Source organism: Halorhodospira abdelmalekii (genome assembly GCF_016583625.1).
Lineage (GTDB): Bacteria > Pseudomonadota > Gammaproteobacteria > Nitrococcales > Halorhodospiraceae > Halorhodospira > Halorhodospira abdelmalekii.
Genome location: NZ_NRRN01000020.1, coordinates 1 through 22,371 on the forward strand (window position 1 = coordinate 1; position 22,371 = coordinate 22,371).

General features: G+C 63.4%; 26 protein-coding genes. 4 read left to right on the top strand and 22 right to left on the bottom strand.

What is annotated here, in order from left to right; all coding sequences use genetic code 11:
• The 4 genes from CKO15_RS06365 to CKO15_RS06380 all read right to left on the bottom strand — a co-directional run.
• Positions 1-622 (bottom strand): TRC40/GET3/ArsA family transport-energizing ATPase (locus CKO15_RS06365; RefSeq protein WP_200193702.1); only part of this gene is annotated, 622 nt, incomplete at its 3' end.
• Between the two features lie 75 nt (positions 623-697).
• Positions 698-1,078, bottom strand: coding sequence for an arsenite efflux transporter metallochaperone ArsD (gene arsD / locus CKO15_RS06370; protein ID WP_200193704.1), 381 nt, complete (start codon positions 1,076-1,078; stop codon positions 698-700).
• The gene (locus tag CKO15_RS06375) at positions 1,075-1,431 is read right to left on the bottom strand and encodes a metalloregulator ArsR/SmtB family transcription factor (protein ID WP_200193706.1); all 357 of its coding nucleotides are present in this window, start codon (positions 1,429-1,431) and stop codon (positions 1,075-1,077) included. Before CKO15_RS06375 ends, arsD begins: the two co-directional genes overlap by 4 nt.
• A 355-nt stretch (positions 1,432-1,786) precedes the next feature.
• Positions 1,787-2,911: a CHAD domain-containing protein gene (locus CKO15_RS06380; RefSeq protein WP_200193708.1), complete on the bottom strand. Its 1,125-nt coding sequence runs from the start codon at positions 2,909-2,911 to the stop codon at positions 1,787-1,789.
• Between the two features lie 275 nt (positions 2,912-3,186).
• On the opposite strand from CKO15_RS06380, the gene CKO15_RS06385 reads away from it, so the two are divergent.
• Complete coding sequence (locus CKO15_RS06385) at positions 3,187-4,566, top strand: glycosyltransferase family 4 protein (protein WP_200193710.1); 1,380 nt, start codon at positions 3,187-3,189, stop codon at positions 4,564-4,566.
• The gene (locus tag CKO15_RS06390) at positions 4,551-5,081 is read left to right on the top strand and encodes a phosphatase PAP2 family protein (RefSeq protein WP_200193712.1); all 531 of its coding nucleotides are present in this window, start codon (positions 4,551-4,553) and stop codon (positions 5,079-5,081) included. Before CKO15_RS06385 ends, CKO15_RS06390 begins: the two co-directional genes overlap by 16 nt.
• Positions 5,082-5,113: 32 nt before the next feature.
• Here the strand turns inward: CKO15_RS06390 and phoR are convergent, their stop codons facing one another.
• The 3 genes from phoR to prmB all read right to left on the bottom strand — a co-directional run bounded on the left by phoR (position 5,114) and on the right by prmB (position 8,285).
• On the bottom strand, positions 5,114-6,421 hold the full coding sequence (phoR, locus tag CKO15_RS06395; protein WP_200193714.1) for a phosphate regulon sensor histidine kinase PhoR: 1,308 nt from the start codon (positions 6,419-6,421) through the stop codon (positions 5,114-5,116).
• A 95-nt stretch (positions 6,422-6,516) separates the two neighbouring features.
• On the bottom strand, positions 6,517-7,206 hold the full coding sequence (phoB, locus tag CKO15_RS06400; RefSeq protein WP_200193716.1) for a phosphate regulon transcriptional regulator PhoB: 690 nt from the start codon (positions 7,204-7,206) through the stop codon (positions 6,517-6,519).
• 131 nt (positions 7,207-7,337) lie between these two features.
• Positions 7,338-8,285 (bottom strand): 50S ribosomal protein L3 N(5)-glutamine methyltransferase, encoded by a 948-nt coding sequence (gene prmB, locus CKO15_RS06405; RefSeq protein WP_200193719.1) that lies wholly within the window; start codon positions 8,283-8,285, stop codon positions 7,338-7,340.
• Between the two features lie 237 nt (positions 8,286-8,522).
• Between prmB and CKO15_RS06410 the strand changes: the two genes are divergently transcribed.
• Positions 8,523-9,200, top strand: coding sequence for an SCO family protein (locus CKO15_RS06410; protein ID WP_200193721.1), 678 nt, complete (start codon positions 8,523-8,525; stop codon positions 9,198-9,200).
• 15 nt (positions 9,201-9,215) lie between these two features.
• Positions 9,216-10,121, top strand: coding sequence for an archaetidylserine decarboxylase (gene asd, locus CKO15_RS06415; protein ID WP_242464621.1), 906 nt, complete (start codon positions 9,216-9,218; stop codon positions 10,119-10,121).
• 24 nt (positions 10,122-10,145) lie between these two features.
• Here the strand turns inward: asd and CKO15_RS06420 are convergent, their stop codons facing one another.
• The 15 genes from CKO15_RS06420 to rpmD all read right to left on the bottom strand — a co-directional run bounded on the left by CKO15_RS06420 (position 10,146) and on the right by rpmD (position 22,369).
• A complete protein-coding gene (locus tag CKO15_RS06420) occupies positions 10,146-10,802 on the bottom strand; it encodes a class I SAM-dependent methyltransferase (protein WP_200193723.1) in 657 nt (218 codons plus the stop codon).
• A gap of 88 nt (positions 10,803-10,890) precedes the next feature.
• Positions 10,891-12,171, bottom strand: coding sequence for an aspartate aminotransferase family protein (locus CKO15_RS06425; protein ID WP_200193725.1), 1,281 nt, complete (start codon positions 12,169-12,171; stop codon positions 10,891-10,893).
• 42 nt (positions 12,172-12,213) lie between these two features.
• Complete coding sequence (locus CKO15_RS06430) at positions 12,214-13,662, bottom strand: MBL fold metallo-hydrolase RNA specificity domain-containing protein (protein ID WP_200193727.1); 1,449 nt, start codon at positions 13,660-13,662, stop codon at positions 12,214-12,216.
• A 68-nt stretch (positions 13,663-13,730) separates the two neighbouring features.
• A complete protein-coding gene (locus tag CKO15_RS06435) occupies positions 13,731-14,924 on the bottom strand; it encodes an isocitrate/isopropylmalate dehydrogenase family protein (protein WP_200193729.1) in 1,194 nt (397 codons plus the stop codon).
• On the bottom strand, positions 14,899-15,879 hold the full coding sequence (locus tag CKO15_RS06440; RefSeq protein WP_200193731.1) for a malate dehydrogenase: 981 nt from the start codon (positions 15,877-15,879) through the stop codon (positions 14,899-14,901). The genes CKO15_RS06435 and CKO15_RS06440 overlap by 26 nt, the downstream gene beginning before the upstream one ends.
• A 247-nt stretch (positions 15,880-16,126) precedes the next feature.
• Positions 16,127-17,023, bottom strand: a complete 897-nt coding sequence (locus CKO15_RS06445) for an SAM hydrolase/SAM-dependent halogenase family protein (protein ID WP_200193733.1) — start codon at positions 17,021-17,023, stop codon at positions 16,127-16,129.
• Positions 17,024-17,030: 7 nt separating this feature from the next.
• Positions 17,031-17,459: a 50S ribosomal protein L17 gene (gene rplQ, locus CKO15_RS06450; protein WP_200193735.1), complete on the bottom strand. Its 429-nt coding sequence runs from the start codon at positions 17,457-17,459 to the stop codon at positions 17,031-17,033.
• 24 nt (positions 17,460-17,483) lie between these two features.
• Entirely contained in the window at positions 17,484-18,482 is a 999-nt protein-coding gene (locus CKO15_RS06455; RefSeq protein ID WP_200193737.1) for a DNA-directed RNA polymerase subunit alpha, read from the bottom strand.
• 24 nt (positions 18,483-18,506) lie between these two features.
• Entirely contained in the window at positions 18,507-19,130 is a 624-nt protein-coding gene (gene rpsD, locus CKO15_RS06460) for a 30S ribosomal protein S4 (protein WP_200193739.1), read from the bottom strand.
• Between the two features lie 17 nt (positions 19,131-19,147).
• Positions 19,148-19,543 carry a 30S ribosomal protein S11 gene (rpsK, locus tag CKO15_RS06465; protein WP_200193741.1) on the bottom strand — a complete coding sequence of 132 codons (396 nt, stop codon included), beginning with the start codon at positions 19,541-19,543 and terminating at the stop codon, positions 19,148-19,150.
• Positions 19,544-19,621: 78 nt separating this feature from the next.
• Positions 19,622-19,981, bottom strand: coding sequence for a 30S ribosomal protein S13 (gene rpsM / locus CKO15_RS06470; protein WP_200193743.1), 360 nt, complete (start codon positions 19,979-19,981; stop codon positions 19,622-19,624).
• A gap of 155 nt (positions 19,982-20,136) precedes the next feature.
• Positions 20,137-20,250, bottom strand: coding sequence for a 50S ribosomal protein L36 (gene rpmJ, locus CKO15_RS06475; protein WP_096410199.1), 114 nt, complete (start codon positions 20,248-20,250; stop codon positions 20,137-20,139).
• A gap of 147 nt (positions 20,251-20,397) precedes the next feature.
• Entirely contained in the window at positions 20,398-21,741 is a 1,344-nt protein-coding gene (gene secY, locus CKO15_RS06480; protein ID WP_200193745.1) for a preprotein translocase subunit SecY, read from the bottom strand.
• Positions 21,742-21,743: 2 nt separating this feature from the next.
• Entirely contained in the window at positions 21,744-22,181 is a 438-nt protein-coding gene (gene rplO, locus CKO15_RS06485) for a 50S ribosomal protein L15 (protein WP_200193746.1), read from the bottom strand.
• The gene (gene rpmD / locus CKO15_RS06490) at positions 22,181-22,369 is read right to left on the bottom strand and encodes a 50S ribosomal protein L30 (RefSeq protein ID WP_200193748.1); all 189 of its coding nucleotides are present in this window, start codon (positions 22,367-22,369) and stop codon (positions 22,181-22,183) included. Before rpmD ends, rplO begins: the two co-directional genes overlap by 1 nt.
• Positions 22,370-22,371 lie beyond the last annotated feature (2 nt).

Here is a 22,371-nt window from a genome sequence, read left to right on the forward strand (position 1 = left end):
CGGGGCGGCTGACCAGGACGAGTGTGGTGCGTGCGCCATCGGCCAAGGCGGCAACGGCACCGGCGTAAGTCTCCTTCTGAGCTGCGAGCCCTTCTAGGGGGCCGAGGCAGGAGGTCCCGGAGGTGTTGGTCTCGATATACCCGGTCCAGGCGCTAGGCAGAGAGAGCAGCCGCAACGTGTGCCCGGTCGGTGCTGTGTCGAAGACCAAGTGGTCGTAACCCTCCGCAGCTCGAGGATTGCCCAGCAGGTCGGCAAAGGCGTCGAAGGCGGCGATCTCCACGGTGCAGGCACCAGAGAGCTGCTCCTCCATGCTGCGCACGACGGCCTCGGGCAGTTGCTCCCGGTAGGGTCCGACCACGCGCTCCCGGTACGCTGCGGCAGCCTTTTCCGGATCGATATTGAGCGCGTGCAAACCCTCGACACCCTGAACCGGGCGCGGAGTGTCGTCCAAGTCGGTCTCTAGCACCTCGTCGATGTTGGAGGCCGGATCGGTGGAGATAAGCAGCACCCGCTTGCCCTGCTCTGCTAAGGCCAGCGCACTGGCGCAGGCCAGCGAGGTCTTGCCCACTCCTCCCTTACCGGTGAAGAAGAGATTGCGCGTGGCGTTGTCGAGAAAGCTCATCGGTGAACCCCGTGGAGATGCGAAGAGAGAGAAGCCGCAGACGCGCCCTGTTCAGTCGCAGGGCACTTTGGACCTCTAGCAGCAGCCGCTGCCGTGCCGCTTTTCGGCACCGTCGCCACAGCAACCGCCGGAGTCGTCCCCGCTCGAAGAGGGGGACACACCCACCCAGCTGGCCAGCGCCTCGCGATCCGGATAGCTGCCCTGACTCATCACCTCGCCATCCACTAGGAAGACCGGCAGGGCGTCCTCGCCCCGACGTTCGAGGATGGCCTTGATGGTGGCGTTCTCCACGAAGGCGCCAGGCTGCTGGGAGAGGTTGTAGCGGGTCACCGCCACCCCCTGGTTCTTCAGCCAATCCAGGTCAGCGGCCAGCCTCGAGAGCTTCGGATCGACGCTGGGGCCGCAGACGCCGGTACTGCAACATTGCGGGGGGTCATACACAGTCAGTTCGGTCATGTCGGAATCCTGTCATCATCAAGTGGTGGGCGATTGGGCATGCCGTCGAGACGGCGCTGAGCCGCCCGCCAAGAGTGGTGAGTGGCGGCGGCCTCAATGACCCGGTGTACCCAATCGGGCAGATCGTCGGCCAGCCGGTAGTGCACCCACTGCCCCTGCCGCTCGTCCACCAGCAAACCGGCGGTACGCAGCTGCGCGAGATGGCGGGAGATCTTAGGCTGGGACAGATCAAGGGCGTGGGTCAGCTCGCAGACACACAGGCGACCTTCGCTGTGCAGCAGCAGCACGCTCTGCAGCCGCGTAGTGTCCGCCAGCAGGCGGAAGAGTCTCTCAGGTACGATGTCCATGGGCATACTATACGCATATCCGTATATGCGCGTAAGCGTATTAGGTGATCAGCACGGAATCTGCGACCCCCGATAGGTCGAGGGTGCTGGTGTCGGCCTTCACTAGCCAGCGATTGACGATGATACCGAGAAGAGAATGATCGCCAATGCACGGTCGATGAACCTGTCGAAGAGCAAATGGATGGCCAATGTAATCCGGGAAAAATTAGTCGACGACTGGCCGACTGGCCAGACACGGTGCGGGAGTTGCCCGGAAGCTGGGCGGACTTCCCCTCACTAAAGGAGTTGCGCACAGGTGCTGATGCCGACTCGGAGCGCGAAGCGCGCTAATGCTTTAATTAACGGCGTTCCGTTGCCGCTCTTACGCCCTGACGCTCAGGCTCTTGTCTTTCCAGAAGACGGCACTCTGCTCAAGCCGCTGCCATACCTCGGTGAAGTGGCGCAGCTGGATCTCGGCCTGTGCCGCTTGCCAACCGATAACGATGCCGCCGGCGCAGGCCAGCATCTCGGGCGCCGGCTGTGCGGGTGACCGGCGACGGCGAGCGCCCTTTGACGGTGCCGATTTGACACCGGCAGCGGCCCCTTCTGCGGCCTGCCCCGACGTTGCTGAGTCGACGCCTTGATGCGGACCCGGCTGGAGAGCCTGCTGTTGCAGCTCCCAGACGAGTTGTCGTCCGACAGCCGCATCGTTGTAGACCCCAAGGCAATCCTGGAGCGCTTTGACCTCTTTAAGATAGCGCCCCGTTGCTTGGCGGCGAAACAGTGGAGCGAAAAACTCTACTGCATAGCGCAACTTTTTGCCGCGGATGCGAAGTTCGTGGAGCTGTTGATCGTTCAGCTCCGCGCTCCGCCGACCGAGCTTGCGCAGCTTGCGCCGGCGCCCTTTGAGCTGTTTGACGGCAAAGGGAGCAATCGGCTGTAGCCGCGGGTCGTGCGGCTCCGCGCGCCAAAAGCTATCGTCCGGCAGCGTCTCAAGGCGCGTCATCAGAGTGCGGTAGCGCTCGCCGCGCAGTGCTGCATGCGCTTGCGAGTAGGCGTGGCGTTGATAGTCGTGGGCTGCCGCCGCGATCGGCTCTAAGGAGATATGGGGGCCGACCCACTCGCGGATAGGGGGCAGCGTCTCATGCAGAAAGACATCGGCATCACGCGCCGGCCCGAGCGCTTGCTGCAGCCAGCGCAGTTCGGTACGAAGCCACTCATACGGCTCGGAAGCAATCACCTCGCTGAAGGTGTTGAGCAGGGCACGCAGGCGGCGAACCCCGACGCGCAGCTGATGAACGCCCTCCGGATCGGTTCCGACCAACGCGGGCGCTTCGTTGCTGCGAATTTGCCAGCGGCAGTCCTCAAGCAGGCGGGCACAGGCGCTTGCAACGGTGTCGTCTTTGCGCAGACTCGAAGGTGGGGCCTTCTGCGGACGCGCTTCAGTTGCCGTGGTTGCCGTGGTTGCCTGATTCGCAGTGGCTTCGGCCGGCGTGGCTTTAACCATTGATCGTCATCTCCGGGACACATTGACGTCATCACTCTGTCACAAAGGATAGCGCCGAAAACTAGCTCCGTGTACAACGAGCCCTACGGTGCAACAAAAAATTCACGGGGCTGTAATATTTTGCCTCGACCGGCGCCCTTGCTCCTTCAGGAGAACTCGAAAAATCCCGTTCTCGACTGATTAGGTGAGTCGCGACTGCAGGCGAGGCGCGACTGTCATCGAGCTGTGATCGGCGAATCATCGCCCTGTCACGGGGGGGACGCATCCTTCGTGGCATGGAACCGTCTATCTCTGCGAGTCTTGACCCAACGGCGCTGCGCCGCATTGCGATCGTCAGCGAGACTTTCGCACCCGAGGCGAATGGGGTTGCGACGACGCTGCGCCACCTAACCGCTGAGCTGCAACGCATGGGCGTTGCGGTCGATCTGGTGCTGCCGACCCATCCCGCGCGCGCACATTGGGGTCCGGCTAGGGGCTCGGCGTGCGCCCCCCCTCTTCAAGGAATCGAAGGGCAACCCCAGCGCGCCGTTTCGTTGCGCGGTGGTAGCGCGCCCGTCGGCGAGGTGCGACTGGAGCCGGTCACCGGAGTGCCCTTGCCCAGCTACCGGGACGTCCGCATCGGTCTAGTCACCACTCGGCGGCTGCGGAAGTTGTGGCGGCAGCATCGCCCGGATGCGCTCTACATCGCGACCGAGGGGCCGCTCGGGCGTGCTGCCTTGAAGGCCGCCGAGCAGCTCGGGATCGCGGCCGTTACCGGCTTCCATACCCGCTTTGATACCTACATTGCCCACTACCTCTCGGCGCGGCTGCAGCCTCTGGCGCAGTCGGTGTTGCGCCGTTTCCATAACCGCGCCGCCAAGACCTTGGTCCCCGATGCGGCACTGGCGCAGCAGCTCGCACACGCGGGCTATCGCCACGTCGCCCTGATGCGCCGCGGTGTCGATACCACGCTGTTCGATCCGCAGCGCCGCTGTCGCGAATTGCGCACGCATTGGGGCGCTGCCCCGCAGACGCCGGTGCTGCTCTACACCGGACGGATCGCCGCAGAGAAGAATCTTGCGCTGCTGGCGCGCGCCTTTGAACGGGTACGTGCCCACTGTCCGCAAGCGCGGTGTGTCGTCGTCGGCGAGGGGCCGTGGCGACATGAACTCAAGCGCCTGGCACCGGCGATCCACTTTGCCGGCAATCGTTATGGGGACGACCTGGCCCGCCACTACGCCTCGGCCGATCTCTTTCTCTTTCCAAGCCTGAGCGAGACCTTCGGCAACGTCACGCTGGAGGCCATGGCCAGCGGTCTACCCGTCGTCGCTTTCGACTATGCCGCGGCCGCCTCCTACGTCGAGGATGGCAACCACGGCTTTTTGGCCCCTTGGGGCGCTGAAGCGGAGTGGGTCACAGCGGCGACGACTTTGGCACAGCTGCCGACGGCACAACGGCGAGCGATGGGGCTGCAGGCGCGCGCCGCAGTCGCCGAATTGGCATGGCAGCAAATTGCCGTGCGGTTTGCATCGATCCTGGCGGAGGCGATGGGTGCCCCGCCGCAACACGACGGGGCCGGACGCCCGCCGCTGGCGCCTCGTGGTGCCCAGGCGCGAGGGTCCAGGTCCAGTGCTGAACCCAATGCGAAGGAGGAGATCCCATGCAACGAGCGTTGAATCGTGTTCAGCAGTGGGAGGTGCAGGTCTGTCTGCTGCTTGCGCATTGTTCGCGGCTGCCGCAACTGCGCGAACTCTTCGTCTTGGCCAGCCGTCTCGGCGATGGCGCGCTCTGGTACGCCTTGATGGCCGCGCTGCTGATGACCTACGGGCAGGCGGCGTGGCCGGCCGTTTTGCATATGGCCGTAACGGCAGTGGTCGGCGTCTTGCTCTACTGGGCGATCAAGCGCAACACCCGGCGCCCGCGGCCCTTCGAGGCTGAGGCCAAACTGCAACCGCTAGCGCCGACCCTCGATCGCTACAGCTTTCCATCAGGACATACTCTGCATGCGGTGTCGCTGACCATGATCGCAGTGGCCTATTACCCGGTGATGGCGGCGTGGCTGATTCCGGTTGCGGCATTGATCGCCGCCTCGCGCGTCGTACTGGGGCTCCACTATCCGACCGACGTGCTCGCCGGAGCCCTCCTCGGTGCGCTGTTGGGCTATGGCGGTTTGGCGCTGATGGGCTTCTGAGCGCGGCGTGCGTAATTGGCGCGAGCAGGACGTCAAGAGAGGGAACGACTGGCGATGAGTCGCGGGGGGAAGAAGAGCGTAAACGTCGAGCCTTGATTCGGTTCGCTGCGGATATGCAATTGGCCTCCGTGACGCTGCATTACGTGTTTGACGATCGCCAACCCGAGGCCGGTGCCGCCGGTGGCGTTGGAGCGCCCCTTGTCGACACGGTAGAAGCGTTCGGTCAGGCGCGGGATGTGCTCGCGCGGGATCCCGATCCCGGTGTCGATCACTTGTCCATAGGCGCCTCTGGCATCGGAGTACCAGCGCACCTCAATCGCCCCGCCATCCGGGGTATAGCGCACCGCGTTGGAGAGCAGATTAGAGAAGGCGCTGCGCAGCTCTTTTTCAGCACCGAAGATCGTCAAACCCGGCTCGGCGGTGAGTTCAACGTGGTGTCCCCGGTCGCCGGAGAGCGTACGCGTCTCGGCGCAGAGCGCGTTGAGCATCTCGCCGATATCGACCGGGTGCTGCTCGGCGCTTGGCGCGGCCGTCTCCAAGCGTGAGAGCATCAGTAGATCTTGTACCAGGGTCTCCATGCGCCGCGACTGATCGCGCAGCAGCTGGATCGACGGAGCCCACTCCGGATGATCGACGGCCAACTCGTCGGCCATCTCCTCGGCGACCCCATAGATCACCGTCAGCGGCGTCTTCAGCTCGTGCGAGACGTTGGCCACAAAGTCGCGGCGCACCGTCTCTAAGCGCTCGGTGCGCGTTGTGTCACGGGCAATCAGAAGGCGCTGATCGCGCCCGTAGGGAATCAGCCGAACCTCCAGCAAGACCCCCGGCTGTGCCGGCGAGGGCAGCGTCAACGGCTCCCGTCCGCCACCTGCAGCCACCCACTCGGCCAAGGCCGATCTACGAATCAGACTGGTGATGTACTGGCGCTCATCCTCGGGCCAACGCAACCCGAGCAAGCGCCGGGCAGCGTCGTTCCACCACACGACCCGATCGCCGCGTTGCAGCACCACGGTGGCATCGGGCAGCGCCTTGGCCGACTCCCGATACTGACGAATGACCCGCTGCAGCCGTACGCGCCGCTCGCGCTGGCGGCGCTGACGACGACTGAGCGCATGGAAGGTCTCTCCCCAGACTCCCCACGACAACGGCGGCTCGATCCGTCGATCGCGACGCGCCCAGCGCTCCAGCCGCGCCAACTGCCACAGGTTCCAGGCGCCATTCAGCGCCAGGAGCAGCGCTGCGATCTCGAGCCACCAGCCGGTCGCTAGGGCAACGACAACAGCAACGCCGCCGACCAGCGCCACTCGACCCCAGAAGGCCGTCCACGGGTTATAACGCATGACTCACCACTACTACCGAACGCATTGGCTCGTGCATTCTCCCGTCGGCACATCCTGTGTCCGCATCCAGCCCCCTCTATTCCCCCCCGCCTCCATTAGGCCCGTTCAGAGAAGCGATAACCGGCGCCGCGCACCGTCTGCACCAGCCGGTCGTGTCCCGTCTCGGCGAGTATTTTACGCAGCCTACGGATATGAACATCGACCGTGCGCTCTTCGACGTAGACGTTGGCGCCCCAGACATGATCGAGCAGCTGCGTGCGCGTAAAGACTCGGTCGCGGTGGGTCATAAAGAAGCGCAGCAGGCGAAACTCAGTCGGCCCGATGGCCAGCGTCTGACCTTCGACACTTACGCGGTGGCTGACTGGATCGAGCACCAGGCCGTCGACCTCCACCGGCTCGTCACTGATCTCCGGCGCTGTGCGCCGCAGCACCGCCTTAATACGCGCTTTCAGCTCGCGTGGCGAGAAGGGCTTGGTGACGTAGTCATCGGCACCGCTCTCCAGCCCCTGCACCTTGTCTTCTTCCTCGCTGCGCGCGGTAAGTAAGATAATCGGAATCGCGCGTGTCTGCTCGCTCTCCTTGAGTTGCCGCGCCCACTCGACCCCGCTCACCCGCGGGAGCATCCAGTCGAGCAAAATCAGATCGGGATGCTCGCGCTTAAGCAGTTCCGCTGCCTGCATCGCATCGCAAGCAACCGTCGTCACGACCCCCTCCCGACCCAGCGTACTGAGCAACAACTCGCGAACCGCCGCATCGTCCTCGACGACCAGAATCTTGCCACTCATTGTCATCGTCACCCTCTCGCCTACAGTCTACCCACAGTGGGCCTCGGCAGTACCCCGCGCTGATCCCGCCTAGTAATAAGGCAAACGGGTGACAGCCGTGTGACATGCGCGGCTTCCATCGTTGCGCCCGATCAGTGCGCCCAGGCGTGTAGATCCTCACCCGGGATCACGAAGACGCCGTGGCCGCCGCGCTCAAACTCCACCCAGACCGCCGGCAGACCGGGGAAGGCCGCTTGCAACGCGCGTTCACTGTCGCCGACCTCAATGACTAAAAGGCCATCATGGCTTAAGCGCCGTGGCGCCTCGGCGAGCAATCGCCGGACCACGTCGAGACCATCGGCGCCAGCGGCAAGCGCAGCGTGCGGCTCATGGTGGTACTCAGGCGGCAACGCCGCCATCGCCGCGGCATCGACGTAGGGCGGATTGCTGACGATCAGTTGATAGGCCGCTCCCTCCGGAACGGCCTCGAAGAGATCAGAGCAGATAAGATCTACCCGTTGCTGCAGGCCGTGGCGGTGGCGATTGAGGGCGGCAACCTCAAGCGCTGCACTGCAGTTATCAACGGCATCAATATGCGCCTCAGGAAAGGCGTAGGCGCAAGCGATCGCGATGCACCCCGACCCGGTGCCGATCTCCAGAATCCGCTCAACGGCAGCGGGCTCAAGCCACGGCCCAAACCCCGCTTCGATCAGTTCTGCGATCGGCGAGCGGGGGATCAAAACCCGCCGATCGACATGGAAAGGCAGGCCGGCGAAGTGAATCTCGCCAGTCAGATAGGGCAACGGAATCCGCTCCTCGATACGCCGACGCACCAGCGCCATGACGGCGATACGTTCACGGCGCGTCAGACGGGAGCCCCAGTAGAGATCAGGCAGCTCGGGAGGCAAGCTGAGGGCGTGCAACGCCAACGCAGCGGCCTCATCTATGGCGTTATCGGTGCCATGGCCAAAGTGCAATCCGGCCTCATTGAAGCGACTGGCGGCAAACCGAACGATATCGCGCAGCGTTACGATCCCAGCGGGGGGCTGATCAACCGGCTCGTGCACCGTAGCCTCCTCTTCCTCTGTTGTTGTTACCATTCAGCCCCGGTCGCCCGCAACACACCAACCACCCGTAAATCAAGCGGACAGCAGGATCTCCGTGGGAGGGAGCATGAACACTTACCTGTTGTTGAGCTTAATTCGTTGAGTTAAAGAAACCGGAACCATCATCCGGGTGCGACCCTATAGAGCCCCCACCCCAGTGGCGCTGTGCAGGAAGGCCCCGGTAAGATGGAGGCCGACCTTAACCTGAACACGCAGTCGTCGAAGGCTCCTATGACGCGCAAACGGGCCCGCATCTTACTATGGACGGCGTTGGCAGTCGCAGCGGTCGTTGCGGCGCTCGCCAGCTTGTGGCTGGTGATCTACACCATCGGCGCCCCCGCTTCGCCGCCGGAGATTCGCGGCACCTACCTTGAGGAGGGGCGCCCGATTGCCGATTTCGAACTCACCGATCATGACGGTAGGCCCTTCACTCCGGAGCGCCTGAGCGGTCAATGGTCGCTGCTAACCTTTGGCTACACCGGCTGTACCGACGCCACCCCCGAGATGCTTGAGCTGCTCACCTTCACCCATCGCCTACTGGAGGAGACCCGTGTGGCGAGGCGGCTGCAGTTGGTACTGATCAGTGTCGATAGTCAGCACGATACGCCGCCACGGCTCGCCGACTACGCACCCCGCTTTCACGACGAGCTGATCGCCCTGACCGGGGAACCCGAGCAGATCTCAACCCTAGCGCAAAGCCTCGGCATCCGCTATACCCCGATCGATGGCAATGGCGCCCCAGCCTACCGTATTGAACCCGTAGCCACCGTGCTGCTGATCGACCCACGCGGGCGCCTGTTGGCTCTCTTTCGTCCGCCACACCACCCGCAGCTGCTTGCCGAGGACCTCTATGAGTTGGCGCAATATCACCGTCGGCAGCAGTGGATCGAACGGCTCGCACCACCTTAGACCAGACCAGACTCCATGACCACCACACCCACGCCACCCCGCATCGGTGCCTCCGAACCGGCAGCGAGCCTCTTCGACCACCTGCGCGCAGCGGGCCACCGTCTGATGCCGACCCATGCGCTCTCGCGCCTGACCTACCACGTCGCACGCGCCCGCGCGCCCTGGTTCAAAGACCGGCTCAACCGCTTCTTTGCCGAGCGCTACGCGCTCGATCTTACCCAGTCCGAACTCGACGACCCGTGCGCCTACTCTTCGCTCAATGCCCTCTTTACCCGCGCCCTACGACCCGGCGCCCGGCCGTTACCGGACGACCCCACGGCGATCATCAGCCCATGTGATGGCACCATCAGCGCCATCGGCACCCTATCCGCGGGGCGGATGATTCAGGCGAAGGGGATCGACTATGCCGCTAGCGAGCTGCTCGGCGCCCTCTACGATGAGTGCTTTGCGGACGGCCACTTCGCCACCATCTACCTCTCGCCGCACGACTACCATCGTTTTCACGCCCCGATCGGCGGGCGGCTGCGCTGCACCCAGCAGATCCCCGGGCGCCTGCTCACGGTGGCACCGCCGGCGGTGCGCTCCATCCGCGGCCTCTTTTTGCGCAACGAACGCTTGGTGACGCGCTGGCAGACCGCGCTCGGCCCCGTCGCCCTAGTCGCCGTCGGTGCGGTCAATGTCGGCTCCATCACCACGGTGTGGTCCGAAGAGGGCACTCCTCTCCCCCGCGGGCAGCTCCGCCACTACGGCGAAAACGGCCCAGCTTTCGAACGCGGTGCTGAGATCGGCCGCTTCAACCTCGGCTCCACGATCATCGTCCTCTTCCCTGCCGGATCGATCACATGGACAGATGGGCTCAACAGTGGAGACCGGATTCGGATGGGCGAGTGGCTCGGCACCCACCCGGGTGGCACTGCCTGATGCAGCGGGCGCTGGGCGAAGGCGCTAGGAGGCCGTCGCGGAGCTCGCTTCATCCCCATCGGCTGACGCATTGCGGTAGTGGACCAACTTCCAGTAGCCAAAGAGGTTGGTCGGATAGACCCCGATGCGGTGGAAGTCGGGCCGCTCAGGCAAGGCGCTGAGCTCCATATCGGGGCGAAAACCGAGCAGTTTAGAGAGCGGTTTGAGGGTTTGTTCGAATTTACGCAGCAACCGATGCTCCGAAGCGAAGTGGTTGACGATAAAGATCTCCCCGCCGGGGCGACAGACGCGCTGAACCTCGGTGATAAAACGGTCCGGGTTCGGTACGACGGAGGCCACATACATGGCCACGACGACATCGAAGCTGTCATCCTCCAATTCCAACGCCTCGGCGTCCATCTCGTAGAGTCCCTCGACAAACTCCAAGCCATGCTCGGCGACCCGCCGCCGTGCAATATCGAGCATATCCGGGCTAACATCGACGCCGACGACCGTGACATCGGGGCGATAGTCCGGCAGCGAGATGCCAGTCCCGACTCCGACCTCAAGGATACGTCGCCCCGGCCGCTCGTTCAGATACTGCATGGTCAGCTTGCGCCCCGGCGCAAAAACAGGGCCAAAGACCCGATCGTAGTAACGCGCATAACGCCGATAGGCACTGCGGATCGACGACAGATCCATTCCTCTCTCCCTTAATCCACCCACAAGACCACTCGCTCACCGGCGAATGGGCACGTGATATCAAACGGCCTACTGCGGTTGCGACACCCTACTGAGCCGTTGCGCGCAGCGCCTCAGCGAAGGCCTCAACCGCGCGGTCAAGCTCTTCGCGCTGAATGATCAGCGGCGGCAGCCAACGGACGATCTGACCCTGCGGGCCGCAGCGAATCATGATCACCCCCCGCTCCTCCATCGCCCGCAGCACCCGGGCCGCGCGCTCACCGTCCGGCGCCCCAGCGGCATCGACGAGCTCAGTGCCGAGCATCAACCCACGTCCCTGCACACTGTGAATGGCCGGCTCCTCTTGCTGCAACGCTTCGAGTTGCGTGCGCAGGTGCGCCCCCTGAACGCGAGCATTCTCCACCAGGTTCTCTTCGTCGATGACCTCCAGGGTCGCGAGCGCAGCGGCACAGGCTACGGCATTCCCACCGTACGTCCCGCCCTGCGAACCGGGCCAACCGCGGCTCATCAGCTCTTCCGTCGCGCCGAAGGCCGAGAGCGGGAAGCCGCTCGCCAAGCCCTTCGCGGTGATGACGATATCGGGCTGAACTTCATCTTGCGCATGGGCCCAGAAGGTGCCGGTACGGCCGTAACCGCTCTGCACCTCATCGGCAATCAGCAGCATACCGTGTCGATCGGCGCGCTCCCGCAACCCCTGCAGGAAGCGCCGTCCGGCCGGGATGTAGCCAGACTCCCCCTGCACCGGCTCGACAAAGAAGGCCGCCGACTCGGCCGGCAACGACTGTGTAGCCAGGATATGATCGAGCTCGCGCAGACAGAAATCGACTGCGGCCTCTTCGCTCCAGCCGTAGCGCACGGCGTTCGGGAAGGGGGCCACCACCACGCCGCCCATCATCGGTTGGACGCCGGCGCGCAGCCCAACGCTCGAGGTCGTCATCGACAACGAGCCCATGGTGCGGCCGTGGAAACCGCCTTGAAAGACGATCATATTCGGTCGTCCAGTCGCCTGCCGGGCTAACCGCAACGCCGCCTCACAGGCCTCGGTACCGGCGTTGGAGAAGAAGAGACGATCGATCGGCCCCGGCATCCGCTCACCGAGGCGCTCGGCCAACTTGAGCAGGCCCGGGTGGCGAACGATGGCGTACTGCCCGTGAATCAAGCTTGCGACTTGGCGCTGCGCGGCCTCGACCACCTTCGGGTGGCAGTGACCGGTCGCCGTCACCCCGATCCCGGAGGTCATATCGAGGTAGCGGGTGCCGTCGCTGCCGATGAGATAGGCCCCCTCGCCCCGCTCGGCGACCACTCCGCTCGAGGTCTTAAGCAGCGGTGAGAGCTGCCCCTGCCCGGTGCTGCGCTGTGCACTGTTCATAGCTCTAACTCCTTCAACAGGGCGCGGCGCACCCCGGTTGGTTTATGACTGCTCGATCTGCTCAGCTGGCGCGGGAGCCGGCGCGCTACGGCTCGGCAACTCTCTAAGGTCGATCCCCGCACCCAACTCCGGGGTCGCCACCTCGGCTCCCTCGGCGCGCAGCGCTTCGGCCAAATCGTCCATGCCGCCGGCCTCGCCATGGACCAGCGCAACCTGCGGGCGTGTCTTGAAGGCCTGATACCAGGCGATCAGCTCGCTGCGCCCGGCGTGGGCTGAGAGACCACCAACGGTGTGCACTTTGGCGCCGACGCGAACGCTCTCACCCCATAGCGTCAACTCACGCGCACCGTCGACCAGGGCGCGCCCCGGTGTCCCCTGCGCCTGGAAACCGACGATGATGACGTGGCTGGTGCTGCGCCACAGGTTGTGCTTAAAGTGGTGGCGAATCCGCCCGCCATTGCACATCCCCGAGCCAGCGATGATCAACGCCCCGCTGCTGACCCGATTGATGGCCATGGAGTCCTCGGCGTGGGGGGTCAAGCGTAGATTCGGCAAATGAAAGGGGCTATTGCTGGGATCGGCGTAGAACTCGCTCGTCTCTTGATCGTAGAGGTGCTCATAGCGGGAGTAGACGTCGGTGGCATTGATCGCCATGGGGCTATCGAGAAAGACCGTCCACTCGTGCAGCCCCCACTCGCGGTAGAACTTGGCCAGGACGTAGAGCAGTTCCTGGGTGCGCCCGACTGCGAAGGCCGGCACCATAATGTTGCCGCGCGCTGCGCGTGCGCTACTGATGATCTCGCCAAGCTCCTCCCAAGTCTCCTCCCAGCTCCGGTGCTCGCGGTTGCCGTAGGTGCTCTCCATGACCACCAGATCGGCCTCGGTCGGACGCACTGGGTCTTGCAGGATCGGCGTATCGTCGCGCCCAATATCGCCGCTAAAGACGACCTTACGCCGCTCATCGCCCTCCTCAAGCCACAGCTCGACGATTGCCGAACCGAGGATGTGGCCGGCGTCCTGCAGCCGGGCAACGATCCCCGGTGCGACTTGCCACGGTGCGTCGTAGTCGCAGCCGATGAAGAGTTCGACCGCCGCCTCGGCATCGGCCACGGTGTAGACAGGATCAACCGGCTCCTCGTGACGCCGCTGACGTTTTTTGCTCTCAATCGCTGCATCGCGCTCCGCCAGATAGGCCGAGTCACGCAGCAAGATATCGCACAACTCGACGCTGGCCTTGTGGGTGTAGACCGGGCCACGGTAGCCGACCTGTGCCAACAGCGGCAAGCGCCCAGAGTGATCGAGGTGGGCGTGGGTCAGGATGACCGCATCAATGGCGTCCGGATCGAAAGGGAAGGCGTCACGATTGCGCACCTCTTGGCTCTTACCGCCCTGGATCATGCCGCAGTCGACCAGAATCTGTCGCCCGGCGCAGCGGACCAAAAAACAGGAGCCGGTCACCTGCCGGGCCGCCCCTAGGAACTCCACGCGCATCGCGCCTCCTTTATTCATCGGGCCTCACGGAGCCTCATCGCAGCAGTTTCATCTCACCCACCTCAACTCTATTGGCACTCGCTGAGCCGCTGCGCAATAGCGGCACCGACTTTCGAGCAGGCACGTCCCGCCATCCCGTGCTCGGCCAAGTCAGCAGCCACCACCTCGCGCAGGGCTGCAGCCGCGCGCGCAGCGGCGGCATCACGCTGGCCCAGCCACTCCAGCATCGCTGCCGCAGTGAGTAGCATAGCCGCCGGATGGGCCTGATCGCGACCGGCGATATCCGGGGCACTGCCGTGAGTCGGCTCAAAGAGCGGTGGGACCGCCGGATCACTCGGGTTAAGGTTCGCCGATGGCGCCACGCCCATACCGCCGGCGAGAACCGCAGCCAAATCGGTGAGGATATCGCCGTGCAGGTTGCTCGCCACGATCACATCGAAGATCCACGGCTGTGTGACCATCTTCATGCAGCAGGCATCGACCAGCTCGTGGTGTGTCGCGATATCGCGATACTCGCTCGCCACTTCGGCGAAGACCTCGGTCCACAGTTCACCGGCGTAGCGCACCGCATTGCGTTTGGTCACCACGCAGACCGCCGCTTCGGCCTCGGCACCCGCACCGAACGGGAAGGTCTTGGCCACGCGCAGCCCCTGACGCCGCTCAGCGGCGCGCGCCCGCGCGCGTTCGAAGGCGTGGCGAATGATGCGCTCAGTAGCAGCGCGGGTAAAGACCTCGAGCTGGGTCGCCGTCTCCCGCGCGCTGCCACGCGCTAACCGCCCGCCTTGATCGACGTACTCTCCCTCGCTATTTTCGCGAATGACCAAAAGGTCAGTCTGCGCAACCCGTGGGTCGGCAAGATACTGCGGCGCACCGGCCATCGGCACGGCCGGGCGCTCACAGGCCCACAGATCGAGCCCCTTACGCATCGCCAACAGTGGCTCTAAGGAGACACCATCGGGCAGCCGGTAGCGCTGTGGGTGGCTAACCGGCCCTGGATCGCCGAGCGCCCCGAGCAGCAAGGCGTCGTAGCCGCTCAGCTGCTGTTGCCAGTCACTCGGCATCATCGCACCGTGCGCCTCGTGCCAGGCGTGTGACGGCCACGGCAGTTCGGTCAGTGCCAGCGCCACCGCCCCGGAGGCGTGCAGCGCCTCCAGGGCCTGCCGAGTCGCTGCAACGACCTCGGGGCCGATGCCGTCCCCTGGCATGACCGCGATGCGCCAGGAGCGCCCCACATCGTCAGGGGAGGAGGTGTTTGACGGCATCCCGCTCCTCGCGCAGTTCGGCGGCGGTACGATCCATACGCTCACGACTGAATGCATCGATCGTTAAGCCAGTGACGATCTGATAGTCGCCTCCGCTGCAGGTTGTCGGGAAGGAGTAGATCAGCCCCGGCTCGATGTCGTAGCTGCCATCGGAGGGGACCGCCATGCTTGTCCAGTCGTCGGCCGGTGTACCGAGCGCCCAGTCACGAATGTGATCGATCGCAGCACCCGCAGCCGAGGCCGCGCTTGAGGCCCCGCGCGCCTGGATGATCGCCGCTCCACGCTGCTGCACGGTCGGGATAAAGTCGCTCTCAATCCACGCGGCATCGACCTTCTCTCGCGCCGGCTCACCGGCAACTAAGCAGTGGCTGAGATCGGGATACTGGGTCGCGGAGTGGTTGCCCCAAACGGCCAGCTTGCGAATATCACGGCTATGCACCCCGACCTTCATGGCCAACTGCGCCAGTGCCCGATTGTGGTCGAGCCGCGTCATTGCGGTGAAGGCGCGCGGGTCGAGATCGGGCGCGTTCTGTTGGGTGATTAAGGCGTTGGTGTTGGCAGGATTGCCGACCGCCAGCACCTTCACGCTGCGTCGTGCGACCCGATTCAGCGCCTGACCCTGAGCAGAGAAGATCGCTGCATTGGCCTCGAGCAAATCCTTGCGCTCCATCCCGGGACCACGTGGCTTCGCACCGACGAGCAAGACGTAGTCGGCATCGGCGAAAGCCTCATCAGCCTGTGCTGTGGCGTGGATCTCGGCGAGCAGCGGGAAGGCACAGTCGTTGAGCTCCATAACGACGCCCTTCAAGGCATCCTGCGCCTCCGGGATCTCAAGCAGCTGCAAGATAACCGGCTGATCCTTGCCAAGCATCTCCCCTGCAGCGATACGAAACAGTAAGCTATAGCCGATCTGCCCGGCTGCTCCGGTGACTGCTACACGCACGGGTGCCTTCATAGTCCTCTCCTGTCAGTCGATTGGCGAATCGCCCTGGCGGCGGTTCGCTCCGTTCGTTCCGCACTGGCCGTCTCCCCCCTTTCGCCGTACGCGCGCTCAAGCGCTTTACACGGGTCAGGGGAAGAACGCTCCGAACACCCTCTAACGGTGCCGCGGTGCCCAATTGTAGCAAACCCGCTGCGGCATAAGCCCCGACGCCCCATCCCCAGCTCCGCTCGTGAGCATGCTGGAATTGAAAGCACAGCGACTACCCAGTGCCGCCCTCTCCGCGCTCCTCGCTCGCCTCACTCTTGCCACCTGCGCCTATCGCCGCGCCCCAACAAAAGCGAACCCCCGGGCCGACCCCGAGACGCTCAGCCGCTGAAGCACTATTCGCAGCGATCTCAACCAAGCCCATCGAGTTGCGATACCAAAAGAGCGCCCCAGGTGGAACGTCGGCGAATGTGCGCGCCGCGCGGATCGGCTGTTCGCCGATGCAGAGCTCTCTCCCCGCCGGCACGGTCTCAGCGCGGCGCCCGGTCATCAGGTTGCCGAAGCCGTCAATGTAGATCACTTCATCGAGATCAACCGGCCAGTCGTAACCGGTCAACTGCTCAGCGGCCACCGTCGGCCACGCCGGCTCATACTCATCAGCATCACCACCGGCGCTGTCGACCGCTGCACTCGCAAGTGCGAGTGTTGAGGCTATCTCGGCGAAGAGATCACGCCCGTGGAAGGTTGCCGACGCTTCTGGGCCAGGCTCTGGCAATCGATAGCAAGCAACGCTACGGCCTCGCGCATGGTGGCGGATCGCCATGGCCAACAATCCGTTATCTGGGCCTACCAACCAGCGACTGCCGAGAGAGACCGCAAGACCGGAACGTACACTACCGACCCCGGGGTCGACGACCGCCAAAACCACCGCTTGATGGGGCAGATAGGGGAGCGAGGCACTGAGCAGATAGGCCGCACGGCGCGGATTACAGCGCGGCGCATCGTGCATTAAATCGATGACGGTCAGGGCGGGTGAAGCGGACCAGAGGCGAGATCTGAGCTGACCAACGTACGGCCCGGAGAGCCGATAGTCGGTATAGAGAATGATGGGGGGAGCATCAGCGCCACCCACGATCCCGGCCCAGTGGCCAGAGTCGTGGGCGGCGTGCATGAGCGTGTTACGTCCGCGCGGCCTCTCCGGCACTTGCGATTTCCGCCTGCTCTTCGACCGTAGCCGGCCGGTTCACAGCCTCGCGCCCGACCAGTTGAACGATCGCCATTGGCGCCCCATCGCCCTTACGGTAGCCGCAACGAAGAATGCGCATATAGCCACCCGGACGGCTCCGGTAAGCCGGCCCCAGATCGGTGAACAGCTTGGTGACCATCTCTTTATCACGCAGCCGTGCAAAGGCGAGTCGGCGATTGGCAGTGCTGTCCGCTTTCGCCATAGTAATCAGCGGTTCGGCTACACGCCGCAGCTCTTTCGCCTTCGGCACGGTGGTGCGAATCTCCTCCTCGCGGAAGAGGGCTGCGGCCATATTCTTGAACATGGCCCGCCGGTGCGCAGGCTTACGGTTCAGATGTCTTCCAGCTTTACGATGTCGCATGGCTTAAAATCCCTTGTTCGCTGTTCAGCCGGCGATGCGTGCTCGGTCCCCGAGCGACGGCGGCGGCCAGTTATCCAGGCGCATGCCGAGCGACAGCCCGTGCGCGGCGAGCGTCTCTTTGATCTCGTTCAGCGATTTCTTGCCCAAATTGGGGGTCTTGAGCAACTCGACCTCACTGCGCTGAACCAGATCACCGACGAAGTGGATGCTTTCGGCCTTCAGACAGTTCGCCGAACGCACCGTGAGCTCGAGATCATCAATCGGGCGCAAAAGGATCGGATCGAGCTCTTGCTCCTGCTGCGGCTCCTCACTCTCGAGCATCCCGCCTTGCAAATCGACAAAGATCGACAGCTGATCACGCAGCAGGCTCGCGGCAAACTTGACCGCCTCCTCTGGCGTTACCACACCATTCGTCTCGATATCCAGGACCAACTTATCGAGGTCGGTGCGTTGCTCAACCCGGGCACTTTCGACCGCATACGCGACTCGGCGCACCGGACTGAAACTAGCATCGAGCGCCAAATGACCGATCGACCGGGTCTCCTCTTCCTCACGCGCCGTGACCGGCAAATAGCCACGACCGCGCTCAACCCGCAGCGATAGCTTGAAGTCGAGTTCCTGCGTCAACGTTGCGATGTGAAGATCGGGGTTTTGAATCTCGACCCCATGATCGATCGCGATATCAGCCGCAGTGACCACCCCTGGGCCACGCTTATGGAGTCGCAGGGTCACCGCATCCCGCTCGTGTAAACGAATCGCCAGCTCTTTGAGGTTGAGCAGGATATCGACCGTATCTTCGTGAACCCCCTCGATCGCCGTGTACTCGTGCTGCACGCCCTCAATCTCGACCTCAGTAATAGCCGTCCCAGGCATGGACGAGAGCAACAAACGCCGCAGTGCATTGCCAAGCGTATGCCCAAACCCACGCTCCAGCGGCTCAAGCACCACCTTGGCTCGGCACTCGGTCAGCGGCTCAATCTCAACCGAGCGCGGCTTGAGAAAATCTTTCAGGTAACCCTTCATCAACGACACCCTGCAGTTGCGGTGTTACTTCGAGTACAACTCGACGATCAGCGACTCGTTGATCTCCGGAGAGAGATCAGTGCGCTCGGGGCACTGCTTGAAGACGCCCTGCATCTTGTTCGTATCGACCTCGATCCACGGCATCCAGCCGCTCTGTGCAGCCAGCTCTAGGGCCGCCTGAATCCGCAGCTGCTTCTTCGCCTTCTCTTTTACCGCCACCTCATCGCCGGGCTTGACCTTGTAGGAGGGAATATTCACCACCCGACCATTGACGGTAATCGCACGGTGATTAACCAGCTGACGCGCCTCGGCACGCGTGCTGCCAAAGCCCATCCGGTAGACGACGTTATCGAGACGGCTCTCAAGCAGTTGCAGCAAGACCGAACCGGTCGCCCCACGACGCCGAGCAGCCTCCTTGTAGTAGTTGCGGAATTGCCGCTCCAGCACGCCGTACATGCGACGAACCTTCTGCTTCTCGCGCAGCTGCAAGCCGTAGTCGGACATCCGACCACCACGCCGCTGGCCGTGTTGCCCGGGCGGCTGTTCGAGCTTGCACTTTGAATCCAGCGACCGCACCCCGCTCTTGAGGAAGAGATCAGTCTTCTCGCGCCGCGCCAGCTTGCACTTTGGACCAATATATTTCGCCATGGCCAGCGTTTCCTCCCTTAGACCCGTCGCTTCTTCGGCGGGCGACAGCCGTTGTGCGGAATCGGTGAGACATCCGCAATGTTCGTAATGCGATAGCCGACCGCGTTCAACGCGCGGACCGCTGATTCACGCCCGGGGCCAGGCCCCTTAACGCGAACCTCAAGACTCTTCAGACCATAGTCCTGCGCAGCTCGGGCAGCGTGCTCAGAGGCCACCTGCGCCGCAAATGGCGTGCTCTTGCGCGAGCCTTTAAAACCGCTACCACCCGCGCTTGCCCAGGCCAGCGCGTTCCCCTGCCGATCGGTGATCGTAATCAGCGTGTTGTTGAAGGTCGCGTTGATATGCGCAACCCCGTCCGTCACCGTCCGCTTTACCTTCTTTTTGCCGCCACTGCGGCTCGCTGCCTTCGCCATAAGCCTCGGTTCCCATTCATGCTTCAGGCATCGCCCGCGCTAGTGTTAAGACGATACCGGAGTGCTCAGACCTCTCGATCAGCGGCTCGCCGGCCCACGCCGCGGCCCTTTTCGGGTGCGTGCGTTGGTCTGCGTCCGCTGTCCACGTACCGTAATCCCGCGCCGATGACGGATGCCTCGATAGCATCCAAGATCCATCAAACGCTTGATATCCATCGCCACCGAACGACGCAGATCGCCCTCGATCACGTAGTTACCCACCTCGCGGCGAAGCGCTTCAATCTCAGACTCACCGAGATCGCGAATCCGCTGATGTGCAGGGACGCCTGCCGCCTTACAAATATCCATCGCCCGCGTGCGCCCGATGCCGTAAATGGACATAAGTGCCACCCAGGCGTGTTTGTTTACCGGAATGTTGATGCCTGCGATTCGGGCCATGGGGCCTCTCTCCCGTGATTCGCGCTACCCTCTGCGCGGGCCGCTCGGTACCGACTTGATCGGTGCCAGTGCGCTGTCAGCCCACGTCAACTGAACTCGTGCAGTGGTCGCATCAGACGACGAGACACAGCCAGGCCGTGCCGTCTCTAGTCAACTCAACCCTGCCGCTGCTTATGTCGCGCCTCAGTACAAATCACCCGCACCGTGCCACGGCGCTTGATGATCTTGCAGTTGCGACAAATTCGTTTCACCGAAGCTCTAACCTTCATGATTATCCCGTCTCCACCTTACCCTGGGGAACGCCGAGCGGGCGGCGCAAAGACGGGGGAGGATACCAGCCTTCCCGCCTCGACGCCACCCCCTCAGGTTGTGGCTGACCGAGCGCCGCTCCCAAGTCGAGCGCCGCGGGGCATACTTCAGCGCAGCAGACCACCACCAGGGCGCTTGTGCCCCTTAAGATTGGCCTTCTTCATCAGTGGCTCGTACTGGTGAGAGACCAAGTGCGATTGCAACTGCGCCATAAAATCCATCACCACGATCACGCTGATCAGTAAGGCCGTACCACCAAAATAAAACGGTACATTCCAATACAGAATCAGGAATTCGGGCATCAAACAGACCGCGGTGATGTAGAGCGCGCCGACAAAGGTCAACCGCGTCATCACCTGATCAATGTAGCGCGCGGTCTGCTCTCCGGGGCGAATCCCTGGTATAAAGGCGCCCGAGCGCTTGAGATTGTCTGCCGTATCGCGCGAGTTAAAGACCAACGCGGTATAGAAAAAGCAGAAGAACATGATCGCCGCAGCGTAAAGAGCCACATAAACGGGCTGCCCTGGCGACAGCGTTGCCGCGATATCACCAATCAAACCGAAGCCCTCGGTTCCCCCAAACCACTGTCCGAGTGTCGCCGGGAAGAGGATGATGCTGGAGGCGAAGATCGGCGGAATAACGCCCGCCATGTTGAGCTTTAGTGGCAAATGACTCTGCTGTGCCGCGTACATCTTGCGCCCGTGCTGACGCTTCGCGTACTGCACGGTAATGCGCCGCTGTCCCCGTTCAACGAAGACAACGAACGCAGTCACTGCCGCAGCCATCGTCAACAGTGCCAGGACGGTCGCAGTACCCAACTCACCGGTCCGGTGCAGTTCCAGTGCTCCGCCCAAGGCGCTCGGCAGACCCGCGACGATTCCAGCGAAGATGATGATCGAGATGCCGTTGCCGATACCACGTTCGGTGATCTGCTCACCGAGCCACATCAAGAAGATCACGCCCGTCGCCAGGGTGATCGTCGAAATCATAACGAACATCGGCCCAGGATGGGCCGCAACCCCCTGCTGCTGCAGAGCGATACTGATGCCGAAGCCCTGGAAAGTCGCCAAGCCTAGGGTGCCGTAACGAGTATACTGAGTGATCTTGCGCCGTCCGCGCTCACCCTCTTTTTTCAACCGCTCCAGGGAGGGCACAACAGCGGCGAGCAACTGCATGATGATCGCCGCCGAGATATACGGCATCACCCCCAATGCAAAGATCGACAGGCGCTCCAACGCACCGCCGGCAAACATATTGAACATTTCGAGGATGGTGCCACGCTGCTGGTCAACCATCTGCCCGAGCGCTGCCGGATCGATCCCCGGGATTGTGATATGGGTGCCGATCCGATAGATGATTAGCGCCATGAGGACGAACAGCAACCGCTGCCGCACCTCCGTCAGCTTACCCATACCGCCTAGTGCAGCTGCTGCCCCGCCTGCGCGTGCCAACCTTAAGCCTCCTCGACCCGGCCACCGGCCGCTTCGATCGCCTCACGGGCGCCGCGAGTCACTTTCAACCCCCGGACCGTAACCGCTCGCTCGATCTTCCCCGAACCTATGACCTTGACGAATCGCATGTTTTTACGCACAACGCCTGCCTGACGGAGAGTATTCAAGTCGACGGTCTCACCCTCAACTCGAGCAATCTCATGCAAACGCACCTCGGCAGTCCAGAGGCCCTTCTGCGAGCGGAAGCCATACTTCGGCACACGGCGCTGCAGCGGCATCTGACCGCCCTCAAAGCCGACCTTGTGGAAGCCCCCCGAACGGCTGCGCTGCCCCTTATGGCCACGGCCTGCGGTCTTGCCATTGCCGCTCGCGGCGCCACGGCCGACGCGCTTGGCATCCGGACGGCTACCGGGCGCTGGCGATAACGTATTGAGTCGCATCAGACCTCCCGTACCTCAAGCATATAGGCGACACGTTCAATCATGCCGCGATTTTCCGGCGTGTCGGCGACCGTGACCGTCTGGTGCATCCGTCGCAACCCCAAGCCAGCCACACAGGCGCGGTGTTTTTTCAGCCGCCCGTGAACGCTGCGCCGCAGCGTAATCTCAAGACTCTTTTGCTGTGCCATGT

Bases quoted from the DNA above. Each gene is read 5' to 3' on its own strand.
- arsD (WP_200193704.1), bottom strand. From the start codon at position 1,078: ATGACCGAACTGACTGTGTATGACCCCCCGCAATGTTGCAGTACCGGC.
- CKO15_RS06375 (WP_200193706.1), bottom strand. From the start codon at position 1,431: ATGCCCATGGACATCGTACCTGAGAGACTCTTCCGCCTGCTGGCGGAC.
- CKO15_RS06380 (WP_200193708.1), bottom strand. From the start codon at position 2,911: ATGGTTAAAGCCACGCCGGCCGAAGCCACTGCGAATCAGGCAACCACG.
- CKO15_RS06385 (WP_200193710.1), top strand. From the start codon at position 3,187: ATGGAACCGTCTATCTCTGCGAGTCTTGACCCAACGGCGCTGCGCCGC.
- CKO15_RS06390 (WP_200193712.1), top strand. From the start codon at position 4,551: ATGCAACGAGCGTTGAATCGTGTTCAGCAGTGGGAGGTGCAGGTCTGT.
- phoR (WP_200193714.1), bottom strand. From the start codon at position 6,421: ATGCGTTATAACCCGTGGACGGCCTTCTGGGGTCGAGTGGCGCTGGTC.
- phoB (WP_200193716.1), bottom strand. From the start codon at position 7,206: ATGAGTGGCAAGATTCTGGTCGTCGAGGACGATGCGGCGGTTCGCGAG.
- prmB (WP_200193719.1), bottom strand. From the start codon at position 8,285: ATGGTAACAACAACAGAGGAAGAGGAGGCTACGGTGCACGAGCCGGTT.
- CKO15_RS06410 (WP_200193721.1), top strand. From the start codon at position 8,523: ATGACGCGCAAACGGGCCCGCATCTTACTATGGACGGCGTTGGCAGTC.
- asd (WP_242464621.1), top strand. From the start codon at position 9,216: ATGACCACCACACCCACGCCACCCCGCATCGGTGCCTCCGAACCGGCA.
- CKO15_RS06420 (WP_200193723.1), bottom strand. From the start codon at position 10,802: ATGGATCTGTCGTCGATCCGCAGTGCCTATCGGCGTTATGCGCGTTAC.
- CKO15_RS06425 (WP_200193725.1), bottom strand. From the start codon at position 12,171: ATGAACAGTGCACAGCGCAGCACCGGGCAGGGGCAGCTCTCACCGCTG.
- CKO15_RS06430 (WP_200193727.1), bottom strand. From the start codon at position 13,662: ATGCGCGTGGAGTTCCTAGGGGCGGCCCGGCAGGTGACCGGCTCCTGT.
- CKO15_RS06435 (WP_200193729.1), bottom strand. From the start codon at position 14,924: ATGCCGTCAAACACCTCCTCCCCTGACGATGTGGGGCGCTCCTGGCGC.
- CKO15_RS06440 (WP_200193731.1), bottom strand. From the start codon at position 15,879: ATGAAGGCACCCGTGCGTGTAGCAGTCACCGGAGCAGCCGGGCAGATC.
- CKO15_RS06445 (WP_200193733.1), bottom strand. From the start codon at position 17,023: ATGCACGCCGCCCACGACTCTGGCCACTGGGCCGGGATCGTGGGTGGC.
- rplQ (WP_200193735.1), bottom strand. From the start codon at position 17,459: ATGCGACATCGTAAAGCTGGAAGACATCTGAACCGTAAGCCTGCGCAC.
- CKO15_RS06455 (WP_200193737.1), bottom strand. From the start codon at position 18,482: ATGAAGGGTTACCTGAAAGATTTTCTCAAGCCGCGCTCGGTTGAGATT.
- rpsD (WP_200193739.1), bottom strand. From the start codon at position 19,130: ATGGCGAAATATATTGGTCCAAAGTGCAAGCTGGCGCGGCGCGAGAAG.
- rpsK (WP_200193741.1), bottom strand. From the start codon at position 19,543: ATGGCGAAGGCAGCGAGCCGCAGTGGCGGCAAAAAGAAGGTAAAGCGG.
- rpsM (WP_200193743.1), bottom strand. From the start codon at position 19,981: ATGGCCCGAATCGCAGGCATCAACATTCCGGTAAACAAACACGCCTGG.
- rpmJ (WP_096410199.1), bottom strand. From the start codon at position 20,250: ATGAAGGTTAGAGCTTCGGTGAAACGAATTTGTCGCAACTGCAAGATC.
- rplO (WP_200193746.1), bottom strand. From the start codon at position 22,181: ATGCGACTCAATACGTTATCGCCAGCGCCCGGTAGCCGTCCGGATGCC.
- rpmD (WP_200193748.1), bottom strand. From the start codon at position 22,369: ATGGCACAGCAAAAGAGTCTTGAGATTACGCTGCGGCGCAGCGTTCAC.